Annotated in this window: 14 protein-coding genes; 3 read left to right on the forward strand and 11 right to left on the reverse strand. The window is 58.0% G+C overall.

Annotation, left to right across the window (positions count from 1 at the left end; all coding sequences use genetic code 11):
* Positions 1 to 47: 47 nt before the first annotated feature.
* Entirely contained in the window at positions 48 to 1055 is a 1008-nt protein-coding gene (locus ABLQ08_RS09255; protein WP_352941010.1) for a helix-turn-helix domain-containing protein, read from the reverse strand.
* Positions 1056 to 1249: 194 nt separating this feature from the next.
* On the opposite strand from ABLQ08_RS09255, the gene ABLQ08_RS09260 reads away from it, so the two are divergent.
* From ABLQ08_RS09260 to ABLQ08_RS09270, 3 genes are all read left to right on the forward strand, one after another.
* Positions 1250 to 1630, forward strand: coding sequence for a hypothetical protein (locus ABLQ08_RS09260; protein WP_352941012.1), 381 nt, complete (start codon positions 1250 to 1252; stop codon positions 1628 to 1630).
* On the forward strand, positions 1627 to 2841 hold the full coding sequence (locus ABLQ08_RS09265; protein WP_352941015.1) for an HlyD family secretion protein: 1215 nt from the start codon (positions 1627 to 1629) through the stop codon (positions 2839 to 2841). The genes ABLQ08_RS09260 and ABLQ08_RS09265 overlap by 4 nt, the downstream gene beginning before the upstream one ends.
* A gap of 213 nt (positions 2842 to 3054) precedes the next feature.
* Positions 3055 to 3354: a hypothetical protein gene (locus tag ABLQ08_RS09270; protein ID WP_352941018.1), complete on the forward strand. Its 300-nt coding sequence runs from the start codon at positions 3055 to 3057 to the stop codon at positions 3352 to 3354.
* A gap of 55 nt (positions 3355 to 3409) precedes the next feature.
* On the opposite strand, the gene ABLQ08_RS09275 is transcribed toward ABLQ08_RS09270, so the two are convergent.
* The 10 genes from ABLQ08_RS09275 to ABLQ08_RS09320 all read right to left on the reverse strand — a co-directional run bounded on the left by ABLQ08_RS09275 (position 3410) and on the right by ABLQ08_RS09320 (position 20193).
* Complete coding sequence (locus ABLQ08_RS09275) at positions 3410 to 4324, reverse strand: dimethyl sulfoxide reductase anchor subunit family protein (RefSeq protein ID WP_352941020.1); 915 nt, start codon at positions 4322 to 4324, stop codon at positions 3410 to 3412.
* Positions 4324 to 5073 carry a 4Fe-4S dicluster domain-containing protein gene (locus ABLQ08_RS09280; protein WP_352941022.1) on the reverse strand — a complete coding sequence of 250 codons (750 nt, stop codon included), beginning with the start codon at positions 5071 to 5073 and terminating at the stop codon, positions 4324 to 4326. The genes ABLQ08_RS09275 and ABLQ08_RS09280 overlap by 1 nt, the downstream gene beginning before the upstream one ends.
* Positions 5070 to 7892: a molybdopterin oxidoreductase family protein gene (locus ABLQ08_RS09285; RefSeq protein WP_352941023.1), complete on the reverse strand. Its 2823-nt coding sequence runs from the start codon at positions 7890 to 7892 to the stop codon at positions 5070 to 5072. Before ABLQ08_RS09285 ends, ABLQ08_RS09280 begins: the two co-directional genes overlap by 4 nt.
* Positions 7892 to 9031 carry an acetate/propionate family kinase gene (locus tag ABLQ08_RS09290; protein ID WP_352941026.1) on the reverse strand — a complete coding sequence of 380 codons (1140 nt, stop codon included), beginning with the start codon at positions 9029 to 9031 and terminating at the stop codon, positions 7892 to 7894. Before ABLQ08_RS09290 ends, ABLQ08_RS09285 begins: the two co-directional genes overlap by 1 nt.
* Positions 9032 to 9054: 23 nt before the next feature.
* The gene (xsc, locus tag ABLQ08_RS09295; RefSeq protein ID WP_352941028.1) at positions 9055 to 10833 is read right to left on the reverse strand and encodes a sulfoacetaldehyde acetyltransferase; all 1779 of its coding nucleotides are present in this window, start codon (positions 10831 to 10833) and stop codon (positions 9055 to 9057) included.
* Between the two features lie 472 nt (positions 10834 to 11305).
* Positions 11306 to 13747 (reverse strand): GcvT family protein, encoded by a 2442-nt coding sequence (locus tag ABLQ08_RS09300; protein ID WP_352941030.1) that lies wholly within the window; start codon positions 13745 to 13747, stop codon positions 11306 to 11308.
* Positions 13748 to 13792: 45 nt separating this feature from the next.
* A complete protein-coding gene (locus ABLQ08_RS09305) occupies positions 13793 to 15343 on the reverse strand; it encodes a trimethylamine methyltransferase family protein (protein ID WP_352941031.1) in 1551 nt (516 codons plus the stop codon).
* A gap of 50 nt (positions 15344 to 15393) precedes the next feature.
* Positions 15394 to 17835, reverse strand: coding sequence for a GcvT family protein (locus ABLQ08_RS09310; protein ID WP_352941033.1), 2442 nt, complete (start codon positions 17833 to 17835; stop codon positions 15394 to 15396).
* Positions 17836 to 17858: 23 nt separating this feature from the next.
* Positions 17859 to 18419, reverse strand: coding sequence for a helix-turn-helix domain-containing protein (locus ABLQ08_RS09315; RefSeq protein WP_352941035.1), 561 nt, complete (start codon positions 18417 to 18419; stop codon positions 17859 to 17861).
* 295 nt (positions 18420 to 18714) lie between these two features.
* The gene (locus ABLQ08_RS09320) at positions 18715 to 20193 is read right to left on the reverse strand and encodes a PLP-dependent aminotransferase family protein (protein WP_352941038.1); all 1479 of its coding nucleotides are present in this window, start codon (positions 20191 to 20193) and stop codon (positions 18715 to 18717) included.
* Between the last annotated feature and the right edge of the window lie 19 nt (positions 20194 to 20212).

Raw genomic sequence — 20212 nt, forward strand, 5'->3', positions numbered from 1 at the left:
GGTGAAGCACTTTTGCGCTGCTTGAAGATCAGGACAGCTGCGTTCGATCAGATATGTGTCCTCTTGAAGCTCGCAGGTGTTGTCCCTGTCCACCGCTTGAACGCGACGGAGAAGGCTGCCTGGTCTGCAAAATCAAGAAGAAAGGCGACCTGCGCAATACTGTCTTCTCCCAGAAGCATGCGTTTGGCCATGTCGCAACGGGCTGTGTCGGCAAGCAGTTTGTAACTGGTTCCTTCATCGGAAAGACGACGGGTAAGCGTACGCCGGGTCATGCAGAGCTCTGCTGCCACTTCGTCACCACTTGGCAAGTGCCCCGGCAAACGAGAAAAGACCAGCTTTGCAACTTTCTCCGATACGCCGTTCATATTCTGCGGCATCTGCCGAAGACGCTCCTCCCCGTGTTCAAGCAGGTGGTCAAGCAATGCCGGGTCAGCCGTCGGGATTGGATAGGCCAAACCGTTTGGGGGCAATTGCAAACCATTGAATGATTGCCCGGCTTCGATTTCACATCCGGCAATTTGGGACAGCTGCTCGCAATGTTCGTGATCACTGCACTTCAGGATCAGGGACAATTCACCGAAATCCGGGCCAGCGATCTGCCTGGTTCTCTTGTACATTCCGAACATCAGGAATTCCGTGTGTCTGGGGAACTCCTTTGCTCCCAGCATACCGCTGTCGAGGACGACGATAGGCCCCTTGGCACCTTCCCTTGCCGCAAACTTCATGTGCGGGTCTTCCAGCGCGTAGTATCTTTGCGCAAGCTGGAGAACCTGTCCCAGAGTTCTGCTTGCACGGGCCAGATAAGCCAGAAGCGTTTTTGATCCTTGCGTCGATAGCGCGGCGCGCGCGGCAAATGTCTTGTCGGACAGAGCCTGGCAAGCCAGTTCCACGACCCTCGCCTCATCAATCAGCTTGATTCTGCTATCCATCGTCGTGAGGACGTCCGGATCGATCCCCACTTCCCCGAGGACATCGGCGAACGGCACCGTGACTGCCGATTCGCTCTCATACACCCGCGCAAGATGCTTTAGCCTGTAGGCGCTGATCCGCGGCACGCTGCTGCTCCTCATTCCTGGCCTGGCATCAGTTTCAGCTCAATCGCCGGTCAATATTGCCCGATTGTCCAGAACAAAAAAACACGTGGCCAGAAGCCTAAAGAACGACCTCTGCTTTTTTCTTAATTCTGCAGCATCAGCAAACGGTGCTGCCGGGAAGGCAGCCAAAACCCAGAAAGCAAAGGATAATCGCTGTGAAATCGATCGTTTTGCCGGTCCTGCTGCTGGTCGGCACCATGACAACCAAAGCTGCCGCGAGCAGCGGAAACCCGCGATGGTGGGTCCAGCCCGGACAGGATGACTTTTATTCCCTTGTCGGATTGGTCGCCTTCTTCCTGGCCATTTTCCTGATCATGCATCTCTATGCACGCTTCGACCACTATGCGGAGCGCTTGGCCAAGGGAACACCGCTACGCACCACCGTGCCCGTGATGCTCACCGTCGCCCTCGCATACGAGATCATGCCGGCACTCGCTCACTTCAGCATTCTCCTGCCGGCAGCTCTGATTGCCACTGCCATCGCACGAGACTTCATGCTCTGGTGGCGCCCCGGACACGAGGAGCTGGCCAAATGATCGAGATTCTCGTCACTTCGTTTCCATTCGTGTTCAGGGTGATTTACCTGAAATGGCGAGGCATGCCCGTCACGCTCTACAACGTCCACACGGCCTTGTTCATGTGGTTCATTCTTGCGCTGATCGTGTTCTTCGCAGTCTTTTACTACTACCCCAAGTCCCATACCGGACTGGTCCCGTTTCGAACCGTCCCAGTGGTTGCCGAAAACGGCGGCACTGTCACCGAGGTTTTCGTCAAGGGTGGTGATCACGTAAAGGTTGGAGATCCGCTCTTTGCCGTTGAAAACTCTACAGAGCTTGCAAAGGTCGAGTATGCCGAGCGCAAGGTAGGCGAGATAGATGCTGCAATCGATGCAGCTCTTCTGGAAGTCGACACTGCCGAGGCCACGCTGGATGCTGCCGAAGCCTCCCTGAAACAGGCCGAGACCACCCTTGAGGATCATCGCGAATTGCAGGCACGTGGCTCAGCGGCATTCCAGTCGAGCCAACTGGAACGCGCTATCTCGCAGCGAGACACCCGGTCAGCTGAGGTTGAGGCTTCAAAGAGCCAACTGGCAGCGGCAAAAGTTCAGGCGGCTGCTGTTCTTCCCGCACAGCTCGAAAGTGCCAGGACATCTCTGAAGCAGGCTGAAATCGAACTTGAAAAGACACGCGTTCACAGCTTTGTCGACGGTACGGTTGAACAGGTTACCCTGAGCATCGGGTCACGAGCTGCCCAGGCCGCGATGAGCCCGGCGATGGTGATCATCCCAGACCGGAGCACAAGGGAAAGTTCCCGGATCGTAGCTGGGTTTTCACAGGTGTCCCGCACCGAGCTCTACGAAGGCATGGCCGCTGAAATTGCCTGCGAAAGCAACTTCAACATTGGTATGCGCAACACAGTGCTGCCTGCTCGGATCACAAGGATCCAGAAGCCCATCTCGTCCGGTCAGATGGCCCCGAGCGGGCGTCTCTTGGAACCGTCGGAACGCGTCAAACGCGGACAGATCGTAGCCCATCTCGATCTTGTTCACCCTGAACACGCAGAACTTCTGGTTCCCGGCAGCGGCTGCATCGTCCAGGCCTATACCACGGGGCTCAAGGGTTCGATGGAAGGCACAATGACCTCCCATGTCATCGAGGCGATGGGAATTATCAAGGCCGTAGGCCTGCGCATCAAAGCCTGGCTGGGATTGGCATCAGGCATCGGCCTGACAGGCAGCAGCCACTGATCCCGACCAGCATCTCACAAAACCGAACGTCAAACCGGAAACAGAATTCTTCCGAGCCTTGGGCCTGGCACGCAGTTGAAATCCAAGCCAGGCGCCGAGAACCCCGGAAGCTGACCCGAAGAGATTGGAAAACACCAGCTCTTCAACTTCAACCGACCGCAGTCTCAACAACAGCACTCACGCTGCGGTCATTTACTGAAAAGGAAAACTACAATGAAAGCCAAGATCCTCACCATCGCTGCAGTCGCATTCTCCATCGGATATGCAGGTGAAATTGACCTCAACTCCGCCGAAAACGGTTCTCCCCTTTCTCTTTCCATGGGCAAGGCGGAGGCACAGACCGCCTCCCAGAACACGGCGCGGCGTACCGCACGCAGAACCTCTCGCCGCGTCAACCGCCGGCAATCCATTTCAGGCTGCACGCCTTACAACGCCTATTACAATTGCGGCGGCGTCTACTATCAGGCTGTCGTTGAAAACGGAACAACCGTCTACGTCGTCGTCAATCCTTGACCCCGGCCGCCCCAGCCTCTTGTCACGCCAGTGACGGGAGGCTGGCCGAGCCTGTTCATGATCTGGCGCGGCTCAGACCTGACTGTTGCTGCGAAGGGTCAACTCCGTAATAGAGGCCGACAACATGTTCTGCTTCTGCGAAAAACAGCCAGCGGGAAGCAAAAGTCCCCACCAGAAAGAACAGAATTGCGATACCGGTCGTCGCTACATTGACCGGGAACAGCGCAAGGATCGCAAAGGGCAACAACACCATCCCGGCAAAGGCGATCACCCGAAGCTTCTGAGCGTGTTTCCGCCCGACAACATGCACCATCTCCTTCATGAGATAGTTGGTTCCCGTATGCGGCGGCTCGAACAGGCGAACAGCTCCCTTGTCGCCCAGTCCCGTCGCACTTCCGATCGAATGTCCGCGCTCCTCGAAGCGCCGATCTCCCAAAATCCAGGCAAGAAGCTGGGCAACCCCGGCACAGACAAGCAGAAGCAATGCTGCCGGTCCCTGTTGTGCCAGAATGGCGCCGCCAGCAAGAGAAAGCGTCAGGAAGTGAACCGGCGTTATCCAATGGTTCCACCTGGGAACCGTCTTCAACTGAGTGTAGATCATGGCAGTGGCAAGCACTGTCGCCACTGACAGCGCCCCGCCGAGCCATCCGAGAATCTTCGGTGAAAAGCCGAGGAACACGGCACAAAATCCAAAGACAGCCATAACGACCAGCGCCGTTGTAGACAGCCACGCTTCACGCGACAGCCAGCTGGTTTTCCATTGCGTGAACGCCTTCAGGGCCCGTTGAGGATTGCCGAGGTGAAACGTCGAGGCGACAAGCCCGGCAATCGCAAGTCCGAAGGCAATCGCAAAGTAGAAAAACGCCGACCAGCCCGACACTAGCGGCAATCCAAGCCCGAGAAAGGTCAACAGGCCAAAGCCCAGACCGGACAGGACGGTAAAGATGATGACGGAGGGTGCCGGATGCATCAGAGCGCCTCCAGTGCTTTGTCCAGCCAACCAAGAAAGCCCTTGGGTTCTTCGGCGACCGGTTTCAGAAGTGGAGATAGAACATCCGTATCAGCAAGCTGATCCTTCGGCCTCGGCGGCAGGTATTTGTTGGTCGGTTTGGTACCCTGCTCCGGCATCAGGTCAAAGCCGCCGCGCTCGGCGACCAGCCTTGAAACATTGCTGGCAGGATCTGCCAGGTCACCGAAATGCCGGGCTCCTGCCGGACAGGTTCGAACGCAGGCAGGAACGCGATCTTCCTCCGGCAGGTTTTCATTGTAGATCCTGTCGACGCAAAGCGTGCATTTTTTCATGACGCCTGCCGCAAGGTCCAGTTCGCGGGCCCCATAAGGACAGGACCAGGCGCACAGGCCGCATCCGATACAGGCATCTTCTTCAACCAGAACGATGCCGTCTTCCTGCCGCTTGTAGCTCGCACCCGTCGGACACACCGTGACACAAGGTGCATCGTCGCAGTGAAGGCAGGATTTAGGGAAGTGAACGGTCTGACTGCATCCGCCGTTTTGAGGCTCGACCTCATAGGCGTGCACCCTGTTCAGAAACGTGCCGACCGGATTGCTTCCGTAAGCATCAGTGTCGCTCAGAGGTTCGCCGTAGTTCTCCGTGTTCCAGCCCTTGCAGGCGGTCACACAGGCATGACACCCGACGCAGGTGTCCAGGTCGATGACAAGACCAAGCTTCTTTTCGGTTGTTTGCGGCAGCTGGGTCATTTGCTCACCTTCTGACGAACCACGGACGGTCCCTTTCCGACCGGCGACTTCTGAGCGCTGAACGCGGGCTGGCTTTCCTCCGGAGGCTCGGCCTTTTCAATCCGCACGCGAAGATCAAACCAGGCAGCCTGCCCGGTAACCGGATCGGAATTCGCCCATCTCAGACCATCGCCCTTGGAAGGCAACAGCTCGTGGATCAGATGGTTCAACAGGAAACCCTTGGTCGCTTCGGGAGCATCTTCATCAAGCGCCCAGGCCCCTTTACGCTTGCCGATGGCATTCCAGGTCCAGACCGTGTTGTCATTCAGCCCGGCCATGTGAGCAACCGGCACGGTGATTTCACCGTGAACCGATGTGACCCTTGCCCAATCGCCGTCTTCAAACCCGTTTTCCGTCCAGATCTTCGTCGGAACATAAAGCGGATTGTGACCATGGATCTGCCTTAGCCAGGCATTCTGGCTGCCCCAGGAGTGATACATGGCCATCGGGCGCTGTGTCAGGGCATGGACCGGATAGGCATCGTTGTCGACCAGCGTCTCTTCAAGGCCCGGATACCAGACCGGCAACGGGTCGAGACACTCGATAATCTGCTTGCGCAGATGATCAGGCGGCTGCCGGTCTCCATGACCTTCCGCGGCAAGCTGAAAACGTCTCAGGGGCTCGGCATAAAGCTGGAAGAGATAGGGCTGCGGCTTGTCGTAGAAACCGAGACCGACGGCCCAGTCTTGATAGGCCCTGTTCCAGGGCTTGTAGAATGCCGCCTCGTCCGGAACGTGCTCGACAAAGAAACTGCCGTTCTCGATGTATTTCTTCAACTGGTCCGGATTGACTTCGCCTCTGCCGGTCTTGGTTCCATCTCCGCGGAAGCCGGCAAGCGGTCCGATACCGGGTCGGCGCTGGTGATTGACCATATAGTCGGCATAATCTTCGTAAAGCGGCTCTCCGCTGTCATCGACAAAGCCGGGCAGCCCCAGTCTGGCGCCGAGATCGATCAGAACGGACTGAAAGCCCCGGACATCCCTGTCCGGTTCAATCACCGGCCAGCGGATCGCGTCCGCGGCAGCTTCGGCTTCACAGATCGGCCGGTCCAGCAATGAGATACAGTCATGCCTTTCCAGATACGTCGCATCCGGCAGGATGAGGTCCGCGTAAGCGACCATCTCTGAGGAATAGGCATCGGAATAGATGATGCGGGGGATGACATAGTCCCCGTTCTCATCCTTGTCCGTCAGCATATCCATGACGCCACGCGTGTTCATGGACGAGTTCCAGGCCATGTTGGCCATATAGAGGAACAGGGTATCGATCTTGTAGGGATCGCCGGCATGGGCGTTGGAAATGACCATGTGCATCAGCCCGTGGGCCGACAGCGGGTTTTCCCAGGTAAAGGCCTTGTCGATACGCGCAGGCGTTCCGTCTTCCTTCAACGCCAGATCTGCCGGGCTGCGCACAAACCCCAGATGCGGCCCGTCGAGCGGACAATCGGGCTTGGAGTGACAATGCGGCGTCGGATGCGCTTCAACCGGCTTGGGATAAGGCGGCTTGAAGCGGAAACCGCCTGGAACCTCGACTGTGCCGAGAAGGATCTGCAGGACATGCAGCGCGCGGCAGGTCTGAAAGCCGTTGGAGTGTGCCGAAATCCCGCGCATCGCGTGAAAACTGACCGGCCTGCCGATCATTTTCTCATGCCGTTCTCCGCGAAAATCCGTCCAGGGCTGATCAAGTTCGAATGCTTCCTCGAACGCTACCCTGGCAAGCTCGGCGGCAATGGCCTTGATCCGCCCCGGTTTGACGCCGCATTTTTCTGAAACGGCCTCCGGGCTGTATTCGTCCGACAGGAAGCGTTCGGCAAGATGCTGGAAGACGGTCCGATGCGTCACGCCATCGATTTCAACGCTTGCCGCCAGGTCGGGCTTCACACCAGTCTCATCGAACGGCTTGAGCGTTCCTGTCTGACGATCCATCACAATCGGCTTGCCATCGTTGTCGCGCAGCAGAAGCCCCTCTTCCGGAGATCCCTTGGTTTCGTTCAACAGGCAGGGCGCGTTGGTGAACCGGGCAAGATACTGCAGGTCGATCTTGCCGGCCTTGAGCAGCAGGTGAATGAGGGCGGAGATGAACAGCCCGTCGGTCCCCGGCGTTATGCCGACCCATTCGTCGGCGACAGCGTTATAGCCTGAGCGGATCGGGTTGACGCCGATGACCTTGCCGCCGCGGGACTTCAGTTTGCCGAGCCCCATCTTGATCGGGTTGGAATCATGGTCTTCCGCGACACCGAAAATCATGAAGAGATTGGTGCGATCCCAATCCGGCTGACCGAATTCCCAGAACGCGCCTCCCATCGTGTAGATGCCGGCGGTCGCCATGTTGACCGAACAAAAGCCACCATGGGCAGCATAATTCGGAGTTCCGAAATTCTGGGCCCAGAAGCTGGTGAAACTCTGCGACTGGTCACGCCCCGTGAAAAACGCCAGTTTTTCCGGTGACGACCTGCGGATCGGTTCCAGCCAGGAAGTCGCCAGCTCCAGCGCCTCGTCCCAGGAAATTTCCTCAAACTCTCCCGAACCGCGCGGTCCCGTCCGCTTGAGCGGAGTCCGCAGTCGTGACGGCGCATTGACCTGCATGATGCCGGATGAGCCTTTGGCGCACAAAACGCCCCTGTTTACGGGATGATCCCTGTTGCCCTCGATATAGGCGACCTTGCCATCTTTCAGATGCACGTTGATCCCACAACGGCAAGCGCACATGTAACAGGTTGTCTTGCGAACCTCGTCCGACACCTTTGGCGAGGTATCAAGCATCCGATCGGCGCCAGCCATCAATGTCCCTCCATCAGAGACATGGCATTTCGTGCAATCATCTCTTCCTCCTCCGCTGGCACAATCCACGCCGTTACGCGTGTCGCATCGCTGTGCAGCCCTGGTGAGCCAGCCTCGTTGGCCTTCTGGTCCACGTCAATGCCAAGCCAGTTCAATCCCTCAAGTATGCGCGCCCGCGTCCGCGCATCATTTTCGCCAATCCCGCCTGTAAATGCGATCGCATCCAATCCTCCCATGGCGGCGATCATCGAGCCTGCGTGGCGAATGGCCCAGTAACAGAAATGCTCGATTGCGAAGCGGGATTGCTCAGTTTCTAGCGATCTCAGCTTGCGCATATCGGAATGCCCTCCGAGCGCAAGGAGACCGCTTTCCTTGTTGAGTATCTGCGACGTCCGCTCCAGACCGTGATCGGCGACCATCTTGAGCACGACATTGCCGTCGATCGATCCGCAACGGGTTCCCATCGTCAGGCCTTCAAGAGGCGAGTACCCCATTGTGGTGGCAACCGACTTGCCGCCTTGAATGGCACAAAGACTTGCACCGTTTCCAAGATGCAGTGCCAGAACTCTTGCCGGGAGATCTCCGCCTGAAATGCCGGGAAACTTGTGCACCAGGCTTTCATAGGAAATGCCATGGAACCCATACCGTTCCAGCCCGGCCCGGGTCTCGGCTTCCGGAATGGCGTACCGCCTTGCAACGTCGGGGTTGTCGGCGTGAAATGCGGTGTCGAAGCTCACGCACTGCGGCAGGTCGGGCGCCACCTCGGCAACGGCCCGAATGGCGGCAAGATTGTGCGGATTATGCAGCGGCGCCAGCGGCACGCAGCGTTCTATTTCGTCAAGTACGTTCTCGGTCACCCTGCACGGTGCCTGGAGTTTCCTGCCTCCATGCACCACTCTGTGCGCAGCTGCGGTGAGCCGGGAAAGGTCGACACCCTTCCCTTCCAACGCCTTGAAGATCGCCTTCAGGGCCTGAACATGGTCGGCAAGCGGCATTTCGGCACCGCTTCCGTCCACGATCAGACTGGAAGCGCCGCCGATTTCAACGGCACTTCCTGAAGTTTTTTTCGACAAGTCTGCTGCGAACAGCGCGAATTTGATCGAGGACGATCCTGAATTCAGGACCAGTATTTCGTCCATAACGCTACGTGGCCGACGTCTTGTCAGGTCGCGGTTTGCGAACGCATGTCGGATGCCGAGATCCCGGCAACCTCGACCGGTTTCTTCATTGCATCGCGACGGAACGGCTCACCGAGTTCCTGGTTGATCAGGGCTTCGATCAAGGTCGTCTTGCCTTCCTTCATCTGCCGCTCGATCGCCTTGTCCAGCTGCTCGGTCAACTCGGTCATTGTGCGTGCCTGAACGCCTTCCAGACCACAGGCGCTCGCAATGCCCGCATAGCTGACCTGTTCGTCCAGTTCGGTGCCGACAAAGTTGTCGTCGTACCAGAGGGTCGAGTTACGCTTTTCAGCGCCCCACTGATAATTGCGGAAGACAACCATGGTGATGGCTGGCCACTCGCTGCGGCCGATGGCGGTCAATTCGGTGACCGCAATGCCGAAGGCACCGTCTCCGGCAAAGCCGACGACCGGAGTGTCGGGACAAGCGATCTTGGCGCCGACAATCGAGGGAAGGCCGTAGCCGCACGGACCGAACAGCCCCGGTGCAAGATACTTTCGCCCTTCCTCGAAGCTTGGATAGGCGTTGCCGATCGCGCAGTTGTTGCCGATGTCGGAACTTATGATGGCTTCTTTCGGCAGCGCGGCCTGAATGGCCCGCCACGCCTTGCGCGGGCTCAGCCAATCCGGCTTGGCCGCACGTGCACGCTCGTTCCAGGAGGTTCCCGGATCGTCGTCCTCATGGTCCATCGAAGACAGTTGCTGCGCCCAGCGCGACTTGGTCTGAGAGATCGTGTGAACACGATCTTCCCGTCCTTCGTTACCGGCAGTCGGGGACAGCTTTTCAAGAATGGATTCGGCAACCTTCTTCGCATCACCAACGATGCCGACGGAAATCGCCTTGGTCAGACCGATGCGGTTCGGGTTGATATCGACCTGAATGATGCTGGCATCCTTCGGCCAGTAGTCGATGCCATAACCCGGAAGGGTGGAGAACGGATTGAGACGGGTGCCAAGGGCAAGCACGACATCAGCCTTGGAGATCAGCTCCATGCCTGCCTTCGATCCGTTGTAGCCAAGCGGACCGGCGAAGAGACGATGCGAGCCGGGGAAGGCATCGTTGTGCTGGTAGCCGCAGCAGACCGGAGCATCAAGACGCTCCGCAAGCGCCATCGACGCCGGGATCGCACCACCGATAACCACGCCCGCACCATTCAGGATCACCGGGAACTTGGCATTGCTCAGCAATTCGGCAGCTTCGGCGATTGCCGTATCGCCACCTTCCGGACGCTCGAATTCGACAATTGCCGGCAGTGCGATATCGATCACCTGAGTCCAGTAATCGCGCGGAACATTGATCTGGGCCGGAGCGCTTGCCCGTTTCGCCTGCATGATCACCCGGTTCAGAACCTCTGCGATGCGGGTCGGGTCGCGAACTTCTTCCTGGTAGGCCACCATGTCCTTGAAGAGGTCCATCTGCTCCACTTCCTGGAAACCGCCCTGGCCGATGGTCTTGTTGGCCGCCTGCGGAGTTACCAGCAGCAGCGGCGTGTGATTCCAGTAGGCTGTTTTAACCGCTGTTACGAAGTTGGTGATGCCCGGACCGTTCTGGGCAATCATCATGCTCATCCGGCCGCTGGCGCGGGTGAAGCCGTCGGCCATCATGCCGCCCGAGCATTCGTGCGCGCAGTCCCAGAAGGTGATGCCGGCCTTTGGAAACAGATCCGAAATCGGCATGAAGGCGGAACCGATGATTCCAAACGCATTGTCGATTCCGTGCGCCTGAAGCACTTTGACGAATGCTTCCTCGGTCGTCATTTTCATGTCGAATACTCCCGTGAATTCAATGAGGTCTATACTGCTTAAGCAGTTCTGGTTCTTGTGTTGGCTCTAGTTTTAACTCCGTTTCCCTCATGTCTCTTAGGGCCAGATTGACAGCCTGCATATAGCCAGAGACGGATTGAACCAGCACGTGTGGCATCAAGCCTTTCATATGTAAGGCCTGACAAACGACGATAACTGGACCGATGGAGAAAATGATTTTGCAAAAAAAGCAGAACGCTGCCGCCAAAGAGCAGTCGAAAGAGTAGCTTGATCAATCCTCAAGAGCCAAATGCAGCGGGCGGCATCGCATTTGTGTTCACTCGTCCGGACACCAGAGTCAAAACGGACCAACCTCACGCTCATACCGTTGAAAATGCGCCACATGTTTCAACGCCATGCCCATAAAGCTGGCCCGTTCTGCTTGCAGTGCGCCCGGTCACCAAACCGTCCCGGCGGCCGGGTGCACTTCTGGTCAGACTTTTACCCGTTCGGATTTCGGATCGTAGAACGGTTTCAATGAAGCCTCGGCTTTCACCCGGACACCGGCGACTTCGATTTCATACGAGGAGCTCAGCAGCTGTTCTACATTTTCTCCGGCGCAGGGCACATAACCGAGTCCGACGGCTCCACCGAGCGAATGACCGTAGTTTCCGCTGCTCAGGAATCCGACCACTTCTCCGTCTCTGAGAATCGGTTCAGCGTGATAAAGCAAAGGCTCCGGCTCGGTCAGACGGAATTGGACCAGTCTTTTTTGCAGACCCTCCTCACGCTTGCGCAAGACCGCGTCCTTGCCGATGAAATCCGGCTTGTCCCGCTTGACGGCAAAGCCGAGTCCCGCCTCCAGAACATGGTCCTCGCAGGTTATGTCGTGACCGAAATGGCGGAAGCCTTTTTCGATCCGGCACGAGTCCATCATGTGCATGCCGCACAACCTGGCATTCATCTCCTGCCCGGCGGCGTGAAGCGTTTCGAAAACATGAGCCGCCATGTCGGAGGAGATGTAGATCTCCCAGCCAAGTTCCCCGACATAAGTCACCCGGTGCGCACGCGCGAGCGCCATGCCGATTTCGATTTCCTGGGCGGTTCCGAAAGGATTGACAGCATTGGTGAAGTCGTTTGGAGACACCGCTTGCAGCAACTTGCGCGAATTTGGCCCCATGACCGCCAGAACGGCCTCGCCTGCCGTCACATCGGTTATCACCACACGGAAGTCACCGGCATGGCGGCGCAACCAGGTTTCGTCAGCAAGGCGTGTCGCGGCTGGCGTAACGACCAGATAGGCCGTTTCGGAAAGCCGGGTCACCGTCACATCCGCCTCGATCCCGCCGCCGTTGTTGAGCAGCTGGGTGTAGACGATCTTACCGTTCGGCACCGAGTAGTCGCCACCTCCGACATAGTTCAGGAACGCTTCCGCATCCGGGCCTTCGACCCTGATCTTGCCGAAGGAGGACATGTCGTAGATGCCGACATTCTCGCGTACGGCCATATGCTCGCGCGCCGCGTTCTCAAACCAGTTCTGACGCTTCCAGGTGTATTTGTACTCTCTCTCCTGCCCTTCGTCGGCAAACCAGTTCGCGCGCTCCCAGCCCGCCAGCTCGCCGAACACCGCGCCTTGTGCCTTGAGATGTTCATGGAAGGGCGTCCGGCGAACCCCGCGTGCGGTCGCCTTTTGCCTGTAGGGGAAATGATCGGCATAGAGCAGACCGAGCGTTTCCTTGGAACGTTCGAAGAGATAGTGCTTGTTGCCCTGGAAAGGCTGCATGCGGGAGATATCGACATCACCCAGGTCGAACGGCTTGGCTCCGGTATCCATCCATTCTGCCAGTGCCATTCCAGCACCGCCCGCCGACTGGATGCCGATGGAGTTGAACCCGGCTGCCACCCAGACATTGTCCATCTCGGGCGCAAGACCGAGATGATAAGCGTCGTCCGGCGTAAAACTCTCCGGCCCGTTGAAGAACGTATGGATACCGGTCTCTGCCAACAGAGGCATCCGGTTCACGGCCGCTTCCAGAATGGGTTCGAAGTGGTCGAAGTCCTCCGGCAGCTGATCGAATTCGAAGTCGTCCGGAATACCCTTCATGCCCCAGGGTTTCGCATTCGGCTCAAACGCACCGAGCAGGATCTTCCCGGCATCTTCCTTGTAGTAGGCGCATTCATCCGGCACCCGGAGGACAGGCAATTGCTTCAAACCTGGGACGTTCTCGGTGACGATATAGAAGTGCTCGCAGGCATGAAGAGGAACGTTCACGCCCGCCATTCGGCCGAGTTCATGTCCCCACATGCCACCACAATTGACGATGTGATCGCACTCGATGACACCGGTTCCCTCGGCAGACTCCCATTCGACACCGGTTACCCGGCGGCCGTTCTTTTGAAGACCGGTGACTTTCACTCGTTCCAGAACCTTGGCGCCGCCCATACGGGCTCCCTTGGCCAGCGCAAGTGCAATGTTGCCAGGATCACCCTGACCATCGAGCGGCAGATAGACACCGGCAACAACATCTTCAGTGTTCAGATGTTCGTAGCGGGCCTTGACCTCATCGGGCGTGATTTCCTCCACTTCGACCCCGAAGGCGCGCGCCATGGAAGCCTGACGGAAGATCTCCTCCTTGCGTTCTTCAGTCAGTGCAACAGTGATCGAGCCACAGCGGCGGAAACCGGTGGCAACCTCGGTTTCCGCTTCCAGTTTGCCGTAAAGCTCCTGACTGTATTTGGCCAGTCTGGTCATGTTCTCGGTCGCACGTAGCTGAGCGATCAATCCGGCGGCGTGCCAAGTTGTACCGGATGTCAGCTGCTTGCGTTCCAGGAGAACGACGTCAGTCCAGCCCTTTTTGGTGAGATGATAGGCGACGGAACAGCCGACGACGCCGCCACCGATGACGACGACCCGGGCTTTGGAAGGAGGTGTCACGTTCTTGTCTTTCTGTTCTAGAATTCAAAGGTCAGGCGCAGCCCCTCAGGGCCGCGCAAGTTTCGCCAGCGGCAAGGCCGCCTGCAGGGCAGCTTCGGTTGCCGGGTCGATCTGATGGCCGTCTTCGGCCAGAATGCTTCGAACCCGATCCGATGCCGTATTCAACAGGATCGGCTTGCCACGCTCTTCCCATTCCTTCGGACTAGAGCGGTCGGCCAGCTCCGGATAGATGTATTCGCTTTGCATCAGCTGCAGAGTCTGGTCATGCCCCAGATAGTGGCCGGGGCCTTCCAGAACGACGGAACTCACCACTTCGAGGTCGACATATTCATCCTTGACTTCGATGCCACGCACGCAGCGCTGCACCTGCCCCAGCATGTCGTTGCCAAGAACGAGCGATTCCAGGCAGAAGCCGAGCAGCGAAGCATGCATTCCGACCGCCTCGTAGACCATGTTCAGGCCTGACAGCCCTGCCATGACGTTGCTGATCCCCTGCTCCCAACCGGCCTGCATGTCAGGCAACTTGGAATCGGCAATTCCGGCAGCAGCGCCGCCCGGTAAACCGTAATGCTGGTGCATCTGCGCACAGGCAGCACTCAGGAGAGCCTGCTCACCACTACCACCCGACATGGCCCCGGTGCGCAGGTCGCTGACGAACGGCCAGGTTCCGAAGATTGCCGGATGCCCCGGCTTGACCGCATTCACATAGACAACACCTGCAAGACACTCTGCCACGGCCTGCACCACCGCTGTGGCGATCGGCGCCGGCGCCGTTGCGCCGGCCTGGCCTGCAGAGAGCAGCAGCACCGGCATTCCGGCAAGGATGCAGGCCTCCATCACCTCGCAACTTTCCTCAGCAAACGTCAGCGGGGGAACCACGAAGCAGTTGGAGTTCGAAACGAAGGGCCGCTCGCGCCATGCCTCCTCGCCTCCTGCAATCTCGTGCAGAAGTTTCATGCAGCGCGCAACATTAGTCGCTTCGGTGAAGGACGTTCCGACGTGTTTCGTCGTACCGGCGCATGCCGCGTAAACCGTGTTCAGATCCAGCTCCAGCGGGTCGGCAAATTCGCGGCAGACGACCGGTCGCTGAAAGAAATGAACGTTGTCCAGACGCTGAACGATGCGTGCGGCATTATAAAGATCCTGAACCGAGGGATTTCGGTATTCTGCCGTATCCGGATCAACCATGTGGACCGCAGCACCCGCGGTGCCGAAATGCACATTGGTGCCTTTCAGATGCAGGTCATATTGCGGGTCCCTGGCGCACAGCGTGATGTCCTTTGCCGCTTTCGCCAGCATGTCCTCCACCAGTGCACGGGGGAAGCGAATACGCCCGTCGTCACCTTCAATCGCGCCTGCCGCAATCAGATACTCCCGGCCCGACGCCGGAGCGGAGCCCATGCCGATCTTTTCCAGCGCCGTAATTGCGGCTTCGTGGATGCGGCCGACATCCTCCTCCTTCAGAGGCCGGAATTGTCCCCCGGGCAAACCCGGCCGAACCGGCCTGACTGCCTCATCCAGGGGACGGGCCCTGGCCGCTGTACGTGCGGACCGTCCACCGGAACGGCGGCGTTGCTTCAGTTCACTTCCGCTCATGAACTCTCCTCCAAAATGAAGCCAAGGGGGTCGAAATCGTTCCGGGTGGTCTAAGCCCGGATACGCTCATTCTCAGGGTCCCAAAGCGGTGCGTCCGGCTGCACTGTCGCCTTGCACCTCTTGCCGTAGATTTCCACCTCGAGTTCGGTGCCCGGCTCCGCCAGATCAGAGCGGACAATGCCGAGTCCGATCGAGGCATTCACCCGGTATCCCCAACCACCCGATGTGATTTCACCGACCAGGTCATCGCCCCTCATGACAGCCGACATGTAGGGTGCGTCGCAGTCGCCCGCGTCGATGATCATCGTTACGAACCGACGCGTGGAACCTTGCTGTTTCTCGTTCATCAAGGCAGCTTTGCCCGGGAAGTCCTGAGGCTTGTCCAGCCTCACGAAGCGGTCTAGGCCACCTTCAAGGAGCGTGTAGTCGGTGGAAAGGTCCCCTTTCCAGGCGCGATAGCCCTTCTCCAGACGCAGAGAGTTGAGCGCATACATGCCGAACGGCTTTGCACCTGCGTCCAGAATTGCGGCGTAGATGGTCGGCATATCCTCGAAACTTGCGTGCACTTCCCAACCGAGTTCCCCGGCAAAGGAAACCCGAACCAGCATCGCGTCCTTGCCGGCCACGACGGCGTTCTGGTGAGTGAGCCAGCCGAGTGACAGGTCGGCTTCGGCAATCTGCTCGAAAAGGTCCCGTGATTTCGGACCACTCACGATGAGCGTCGTCAACTCCCGTGTCTGGTCGCTCAGGGTCAGTCCGTCTGCCAGATTGAACTTCAGAACTTCGAAGTCATGCCACTGGGCCGCGGCGGCGGTGATCAGTGTGAAGTCATCGTCGCCATGGCGGAGAACCGACATTTCCGTCAGAATGCGTCCACGTTCATCTGCGAAGTAGACAAGGTTCATTCGTCCGACTTTCGGCAACGCCCCGGTGATCCTTCCACGCAGCCACTCTGCTGCGTCATCTCCGCTCAGGCTGAAACGTGAGAAGCCGGGCAGATCCAGAACGCCTACATGATCGCGGACGGCTTCGCATTCCTCACGAACACGCGGCTCCCAGGGACCGGAACGGGTCCAGGTCTGCGTTGCTTCTTCGGAGGTGTCATCGCCGGGTTTCGCAAACCAGTTGGCACGTTCCCAACCGTTATAGACACCCATCTGGCCACCAAGTTCCAGCACCTTGGCATGGACAGCCGACTGCTTTCGATCACGTCCAGCTGGCCAGGTATGATGGGGGAAATGCATGGCATATTCGTGGCCATAGACTTCCATCGCCTTGTCGATGCAGTACTGATTGTCGGTGTAGTCGGTATACCGGCGAGGGTCGCACGACCACATATCCCACTCGGTTTGTCCGTACATGATCCATTCCGCGGCAACCTTGCCGGCGCCGCCGCCTTGCGCAATGCCGAATGTGAAGGAATGAGCTTCGAAAGCATTGGGTACACCCGGCATCGGCCCAACCATCGGGAGGCCGTCCGGCGCATACGGGATCGGTCCGTTGATGTTGCGGCTGACACCTTGCGTACCAAGGAGTGGCACGCGGGCCATCGCGTCTTCGATATACCACTCCAGCCGGTCAAGGTCGTCAGGATAGAGCTGGAAGCTGAAATCGTCCGGCATCGGATCCTCCGGCCTGATCCAGGCAGCCTGGCAGTTCCGCTCATAGGGGCCGAGATTGAAGCCGGTTGTTTCCTGACGCAGGTAATAGGAAGTGTCGACATCGCGCATCAACGGCAACTTGCGGCCGTTTCTTTCGCTCCACTCCGCGATTTCCGGTACCGGTTCCGTCAGAAAGTACTGATGGCTCATCACCGCCGCCGGAACCGGACGGCCTCCATAAGGGATGAACCACTCACCGACCCGCGGTGCATAATACCCGGCGGCGTTGACCACGTATTCGCAGCGGATCTCGCCCTTTTCGGTTTCCACTATCCATTCGCCGTTTTCACGCCGCACACCTGTTGCCGGTGTGAACCTGAGGATCTTGGCACCGTTCGCGCGCGCACCTTTTGCGAGCGCCTGTGTTACCTGGGCCGGATCGATGTCACCGTCCAGCGGATCCCAAAGCCCGCCTTCCAGGTCATGAAGCTCCATGAACGGATAGTGCTGCAGCAGCTCCTCGGGCGTGCAGACATCCATTTGCAGTCCCATGTGGCGTGCCATGGTCGCCGCATGTTCAAACTCCATCATCCGCTCGTGGGTATGCGCGAGGCGCACCGAACCGGTCACGTGATAGTTGATCGGGTAATCGACTTCATCCGCCAGGCCGCGATAGAGCTCAAGCCCGTACCGCTGCATGTTCATCACGCCGAAACTCATGGCAAAGTTCGGGCAATTACCCGCAGCATGCCACGTCGAGCCTGCGGTCAATTCGTTCTTTTCAAGCAGAACGCAATCTGACCAGCCGTCCTTGGCAAGGTGGTACAGCGTCGACACGCCAACGATACCACCACCGATAATAACAACCCGGGCTGTAGAGGGCACAGACATTCGAATGACCTTTTGTAAGGGTGTCAGTAAACGGGCGGGGAAATCACCCAGACGGCAACGGCCGGTTCCGAGTATGGATTTTCCCAGCGGTAGGAAGCGTCCCGGATGCGGAAGCTGTCACCCGTCTCCACGGTGAATTTCTCGTCATCAAGCCAGATATCAAGCTTTCCCGAGACCATGTAGGCAACTTCCTGAGTGGGCCGCGAAATCATCTGCACACGGCGTGAACCGGGCTGGAATGTCGAATGGATCATCTCAAAGCTGTCGGTAAGATCTGGAGAGATCAACGTCTCGACCAATCCCTGATCCCGTTCGCCGATCACCCTGCGCGCACCAGCTCGAACAATCCGCCCCTGTTCGTTTGCAGGCGCTTCGGTATTGCCGAAGAACAGCGACAGCTGAACACCGAAGATATCGGCGATCTGGCTGAGGTCCGACATCCTGGGCGTGGAAATGTCTCTCTCGATCTGAGACAGCCAGCCAACCGACCGCCCAAGCTTTTGAGCGAGTTCTTCCAGGGTCATTTTCCGGGCCGTTCTAAGGGCCCTGAGATCTTCTCCCAGGCTGTTGCTGGCATCCGTCATGGCGATCCATTCGTGAAAATTTGACGGATAATTTCACGCCACTTCATGAAAAAATCAACCAAAATTTCACGGTCGGATGAAATTCACTTCACGGCAGGAGCCAAACACGCCTGGACGGCTCAACCGAATTCAATTCAACATATTGAAAATGAACACTTATTCTCGAACCATCTTGCGAAGTAAAATCATCGCAAACACAGCCCCTCGCCGCCCCTTCATTGACCGAAAGACGATGCGCAGCTTCTCCTGATCCTATGAACAGGCATCTAATTATCAGTAGAATTAACGAGGAAGGCTATGCGTGTTTGGAGCCGACTTCATCGATCCCCTTGGCAATGAGTGAAATTCCCTCGGGAATACGCACCGAAGCGATGGAAGAATAAGCAAGGCGATAGAAACCGGGACGCTCCAGGCCATTCGCGAAAAACGCCCGCCCCGGCTCGATCAGCACCCCAGCCTGTTGCAATTTCAACGCCAGCTCGGAGCTGTCGATCCCTTCAGGCGCCTTCATCCAGAAGGAAGATCCGCCAAATGTGAACTGCCCCGACTGTGACAAGCCATTTTCACTCATGCACTCTTCCATGATGGATCGGCGCTTTCGATAGATCCGGCCCATGCGGGCAATCTGGGCGTCATAGTGCCCCAAAGAAAGAAAATAGGCGGCCGTACGCTGAATCAAACCTGGCGGGTGCCGCAGGACTAGCGAACGCAACGCACGTGCCTCGCGAATGAACGGCTCGGAAGCCACCAGATATCCCAGGCGCAATCCGGGAAACAGCGACTTGGAAAACGAGCCCACATAAATCACGGATCCCGTTGGATCCAGTGATTTCAAGGCCGGTGAAGGAGACTTCAGAAAAGAAATCTCGAACTCGTAATCGTCCTCGACGATGACAAAACCCTTGCGCGCGGCCAGCTCCAAAAGACGGTGGCGGCGTGAGACCGGCATGGTGGCGTTGCTCGGACAGTGATGGCTAGGTGTCGTGAAGACCACGTCCAGCGTGTCGGGCAGGTTTTCCGGCGGCAGTCCGGCTGCATCAACGTCGACCGACACCGTATTGCACCGGGTCTGGTTGAGGATCTGGCGCAGCCCCGGGAAACACGGATTTTCAATGACGGCGGTGCGACGCTGCGTCAGAAGGATCTGCGCCGTGATCCAGAGCGCGTGTTGCGCGCCCATCGTGATCAGGATTTCTTCGGGACGTGCAGTAATTCCCCGCCGGGGCAGGATTTGACGCAGGATGAATTCCACCAGCATGGGATCGTCCCGCTCATAGTAATCCGTCGCCAGAATGTCGAAATCCTTTCGCCCGACGGCTCTGAGCGCGCAGTTTCGCCAGTTGTGATGGTCGAACAGCCGTGGGTCTGATTGGCCATAGATGAAAGGATATTTGTAGTCCTGCCAGTTGGAAGGGCGAACAAGCGGCACATGTTGGGAAAAGCGCTGCCCGATGGCACGAGACCAGTCGATCTGGCCATCCTCCTCCTGGTCCGGCAAATCGAACTTCGGCCGGCTGGGAGCGGTCTGCGCAACGAAATAACCTGAGCGCCCTTTGGAGACGAGATACTCGTTTGAAACCAGTTCGGTGTAGGCGATTGTGACGGTAATCCTGGCGACGCCCAGATGATCGGCAAGCTTGCGCGTTGAAGGCATCTTCTCACCGGGCAAACAGCGACCGGACAGGATCGCCTCCACAACCAGCCGCTGTATCTGCTGCTGAAGTGTCGTTTCATTGTCGGGTTGAAGAAAGAAGGTCTCCGCCGGAATCGCCATAGCTGGCCCTAAAGTCTGA

Source organism: Roseibium sp. SCP14, from assembly GCF_040329475.1.
GTDB lineage: Bacteria > Pseudomonadota > Alphaproteobacteria > Rhizobiales > Stappiaceae > Roseibium.

Coding starts and splice junctions, on each gene's coding strand:
- ABLQ08_RS09265 (WP_352941015.1), top strand. CDS start 1,627: ATGATCGAGATTCTCGTCACTTCGTTTCCATTCGTGTTCAGGGTGATT.
- ABLQ08_RS09270 (WP_352941018.1), top strand. CDS start 3,055: ATGAAAGCCAAGATCCTCACCATCGCTGCAGTCGCATTCTCCATCGGA.
- ABLQ08_RS09275 (WP_352941020.1), bottom strand. CDS start 4,324: ATGCATCCGGCACCCTCCGTCATCATCTTTACCGTCCTGTCCGGTCTG.
- ABLQ08_RS09280 (WP_352941022.1), bottom strand. CDS start 5,073: ATGACCCAGCTGCCGCAAACAACCGAAAAGAAGCTTGGTCTTGTCATC.
- ABLQ08_RS09285 (WP_352941023.1), bottom strand. CDS start 7,892: ATGGCTGGCGCCGATCGGATGCTTGATACCTCGCCAAAGGTGTCGGAC.
- ABLQ08_RS09290 (WP_352941026.1), bottom strand. CDS start 9,031: ATGGACGAAATACTGGTCCTGAATTCAGGATCGTCCTCGATCAAATTC.
- xsc (WP_352941028.1), bottom strand. CDS start 10,833: ATGAAAATGACGACCGAGGAAGCATTCGTCAAAGTGCTTCAGGCGCAC.
- ABLQ08_RS09305 (WP_352941031.1), bottom strand. CDS start 15,343: ATGAGCGGAAGTGAACTGAAGCAACGCCGCCGTTCCGGTGGACGGTCC.
- ABLQ08_RS09310 (WP_352941033.1), bottom strand. CDS start 17,835: ATGTCTGTGCCCTCTACAGCCCGGGTTGTTATTATCGGTGGTGGTATC.
- ABLQ08_RS09315 (WP_352941035.1), bottom strand. CDS start 18,419: ATGACGGATGCCAGCAACAGCCTGGGAGAAGATCTCAGGGCCCTTAGA.
- ABLQ08_RS09320 (WP_352941038.1), bottom strand. CDS start 20,193: ATGGCGATTCCGGCGGAGACCTTCTTTCTTCAACCCGACAATGAAACG.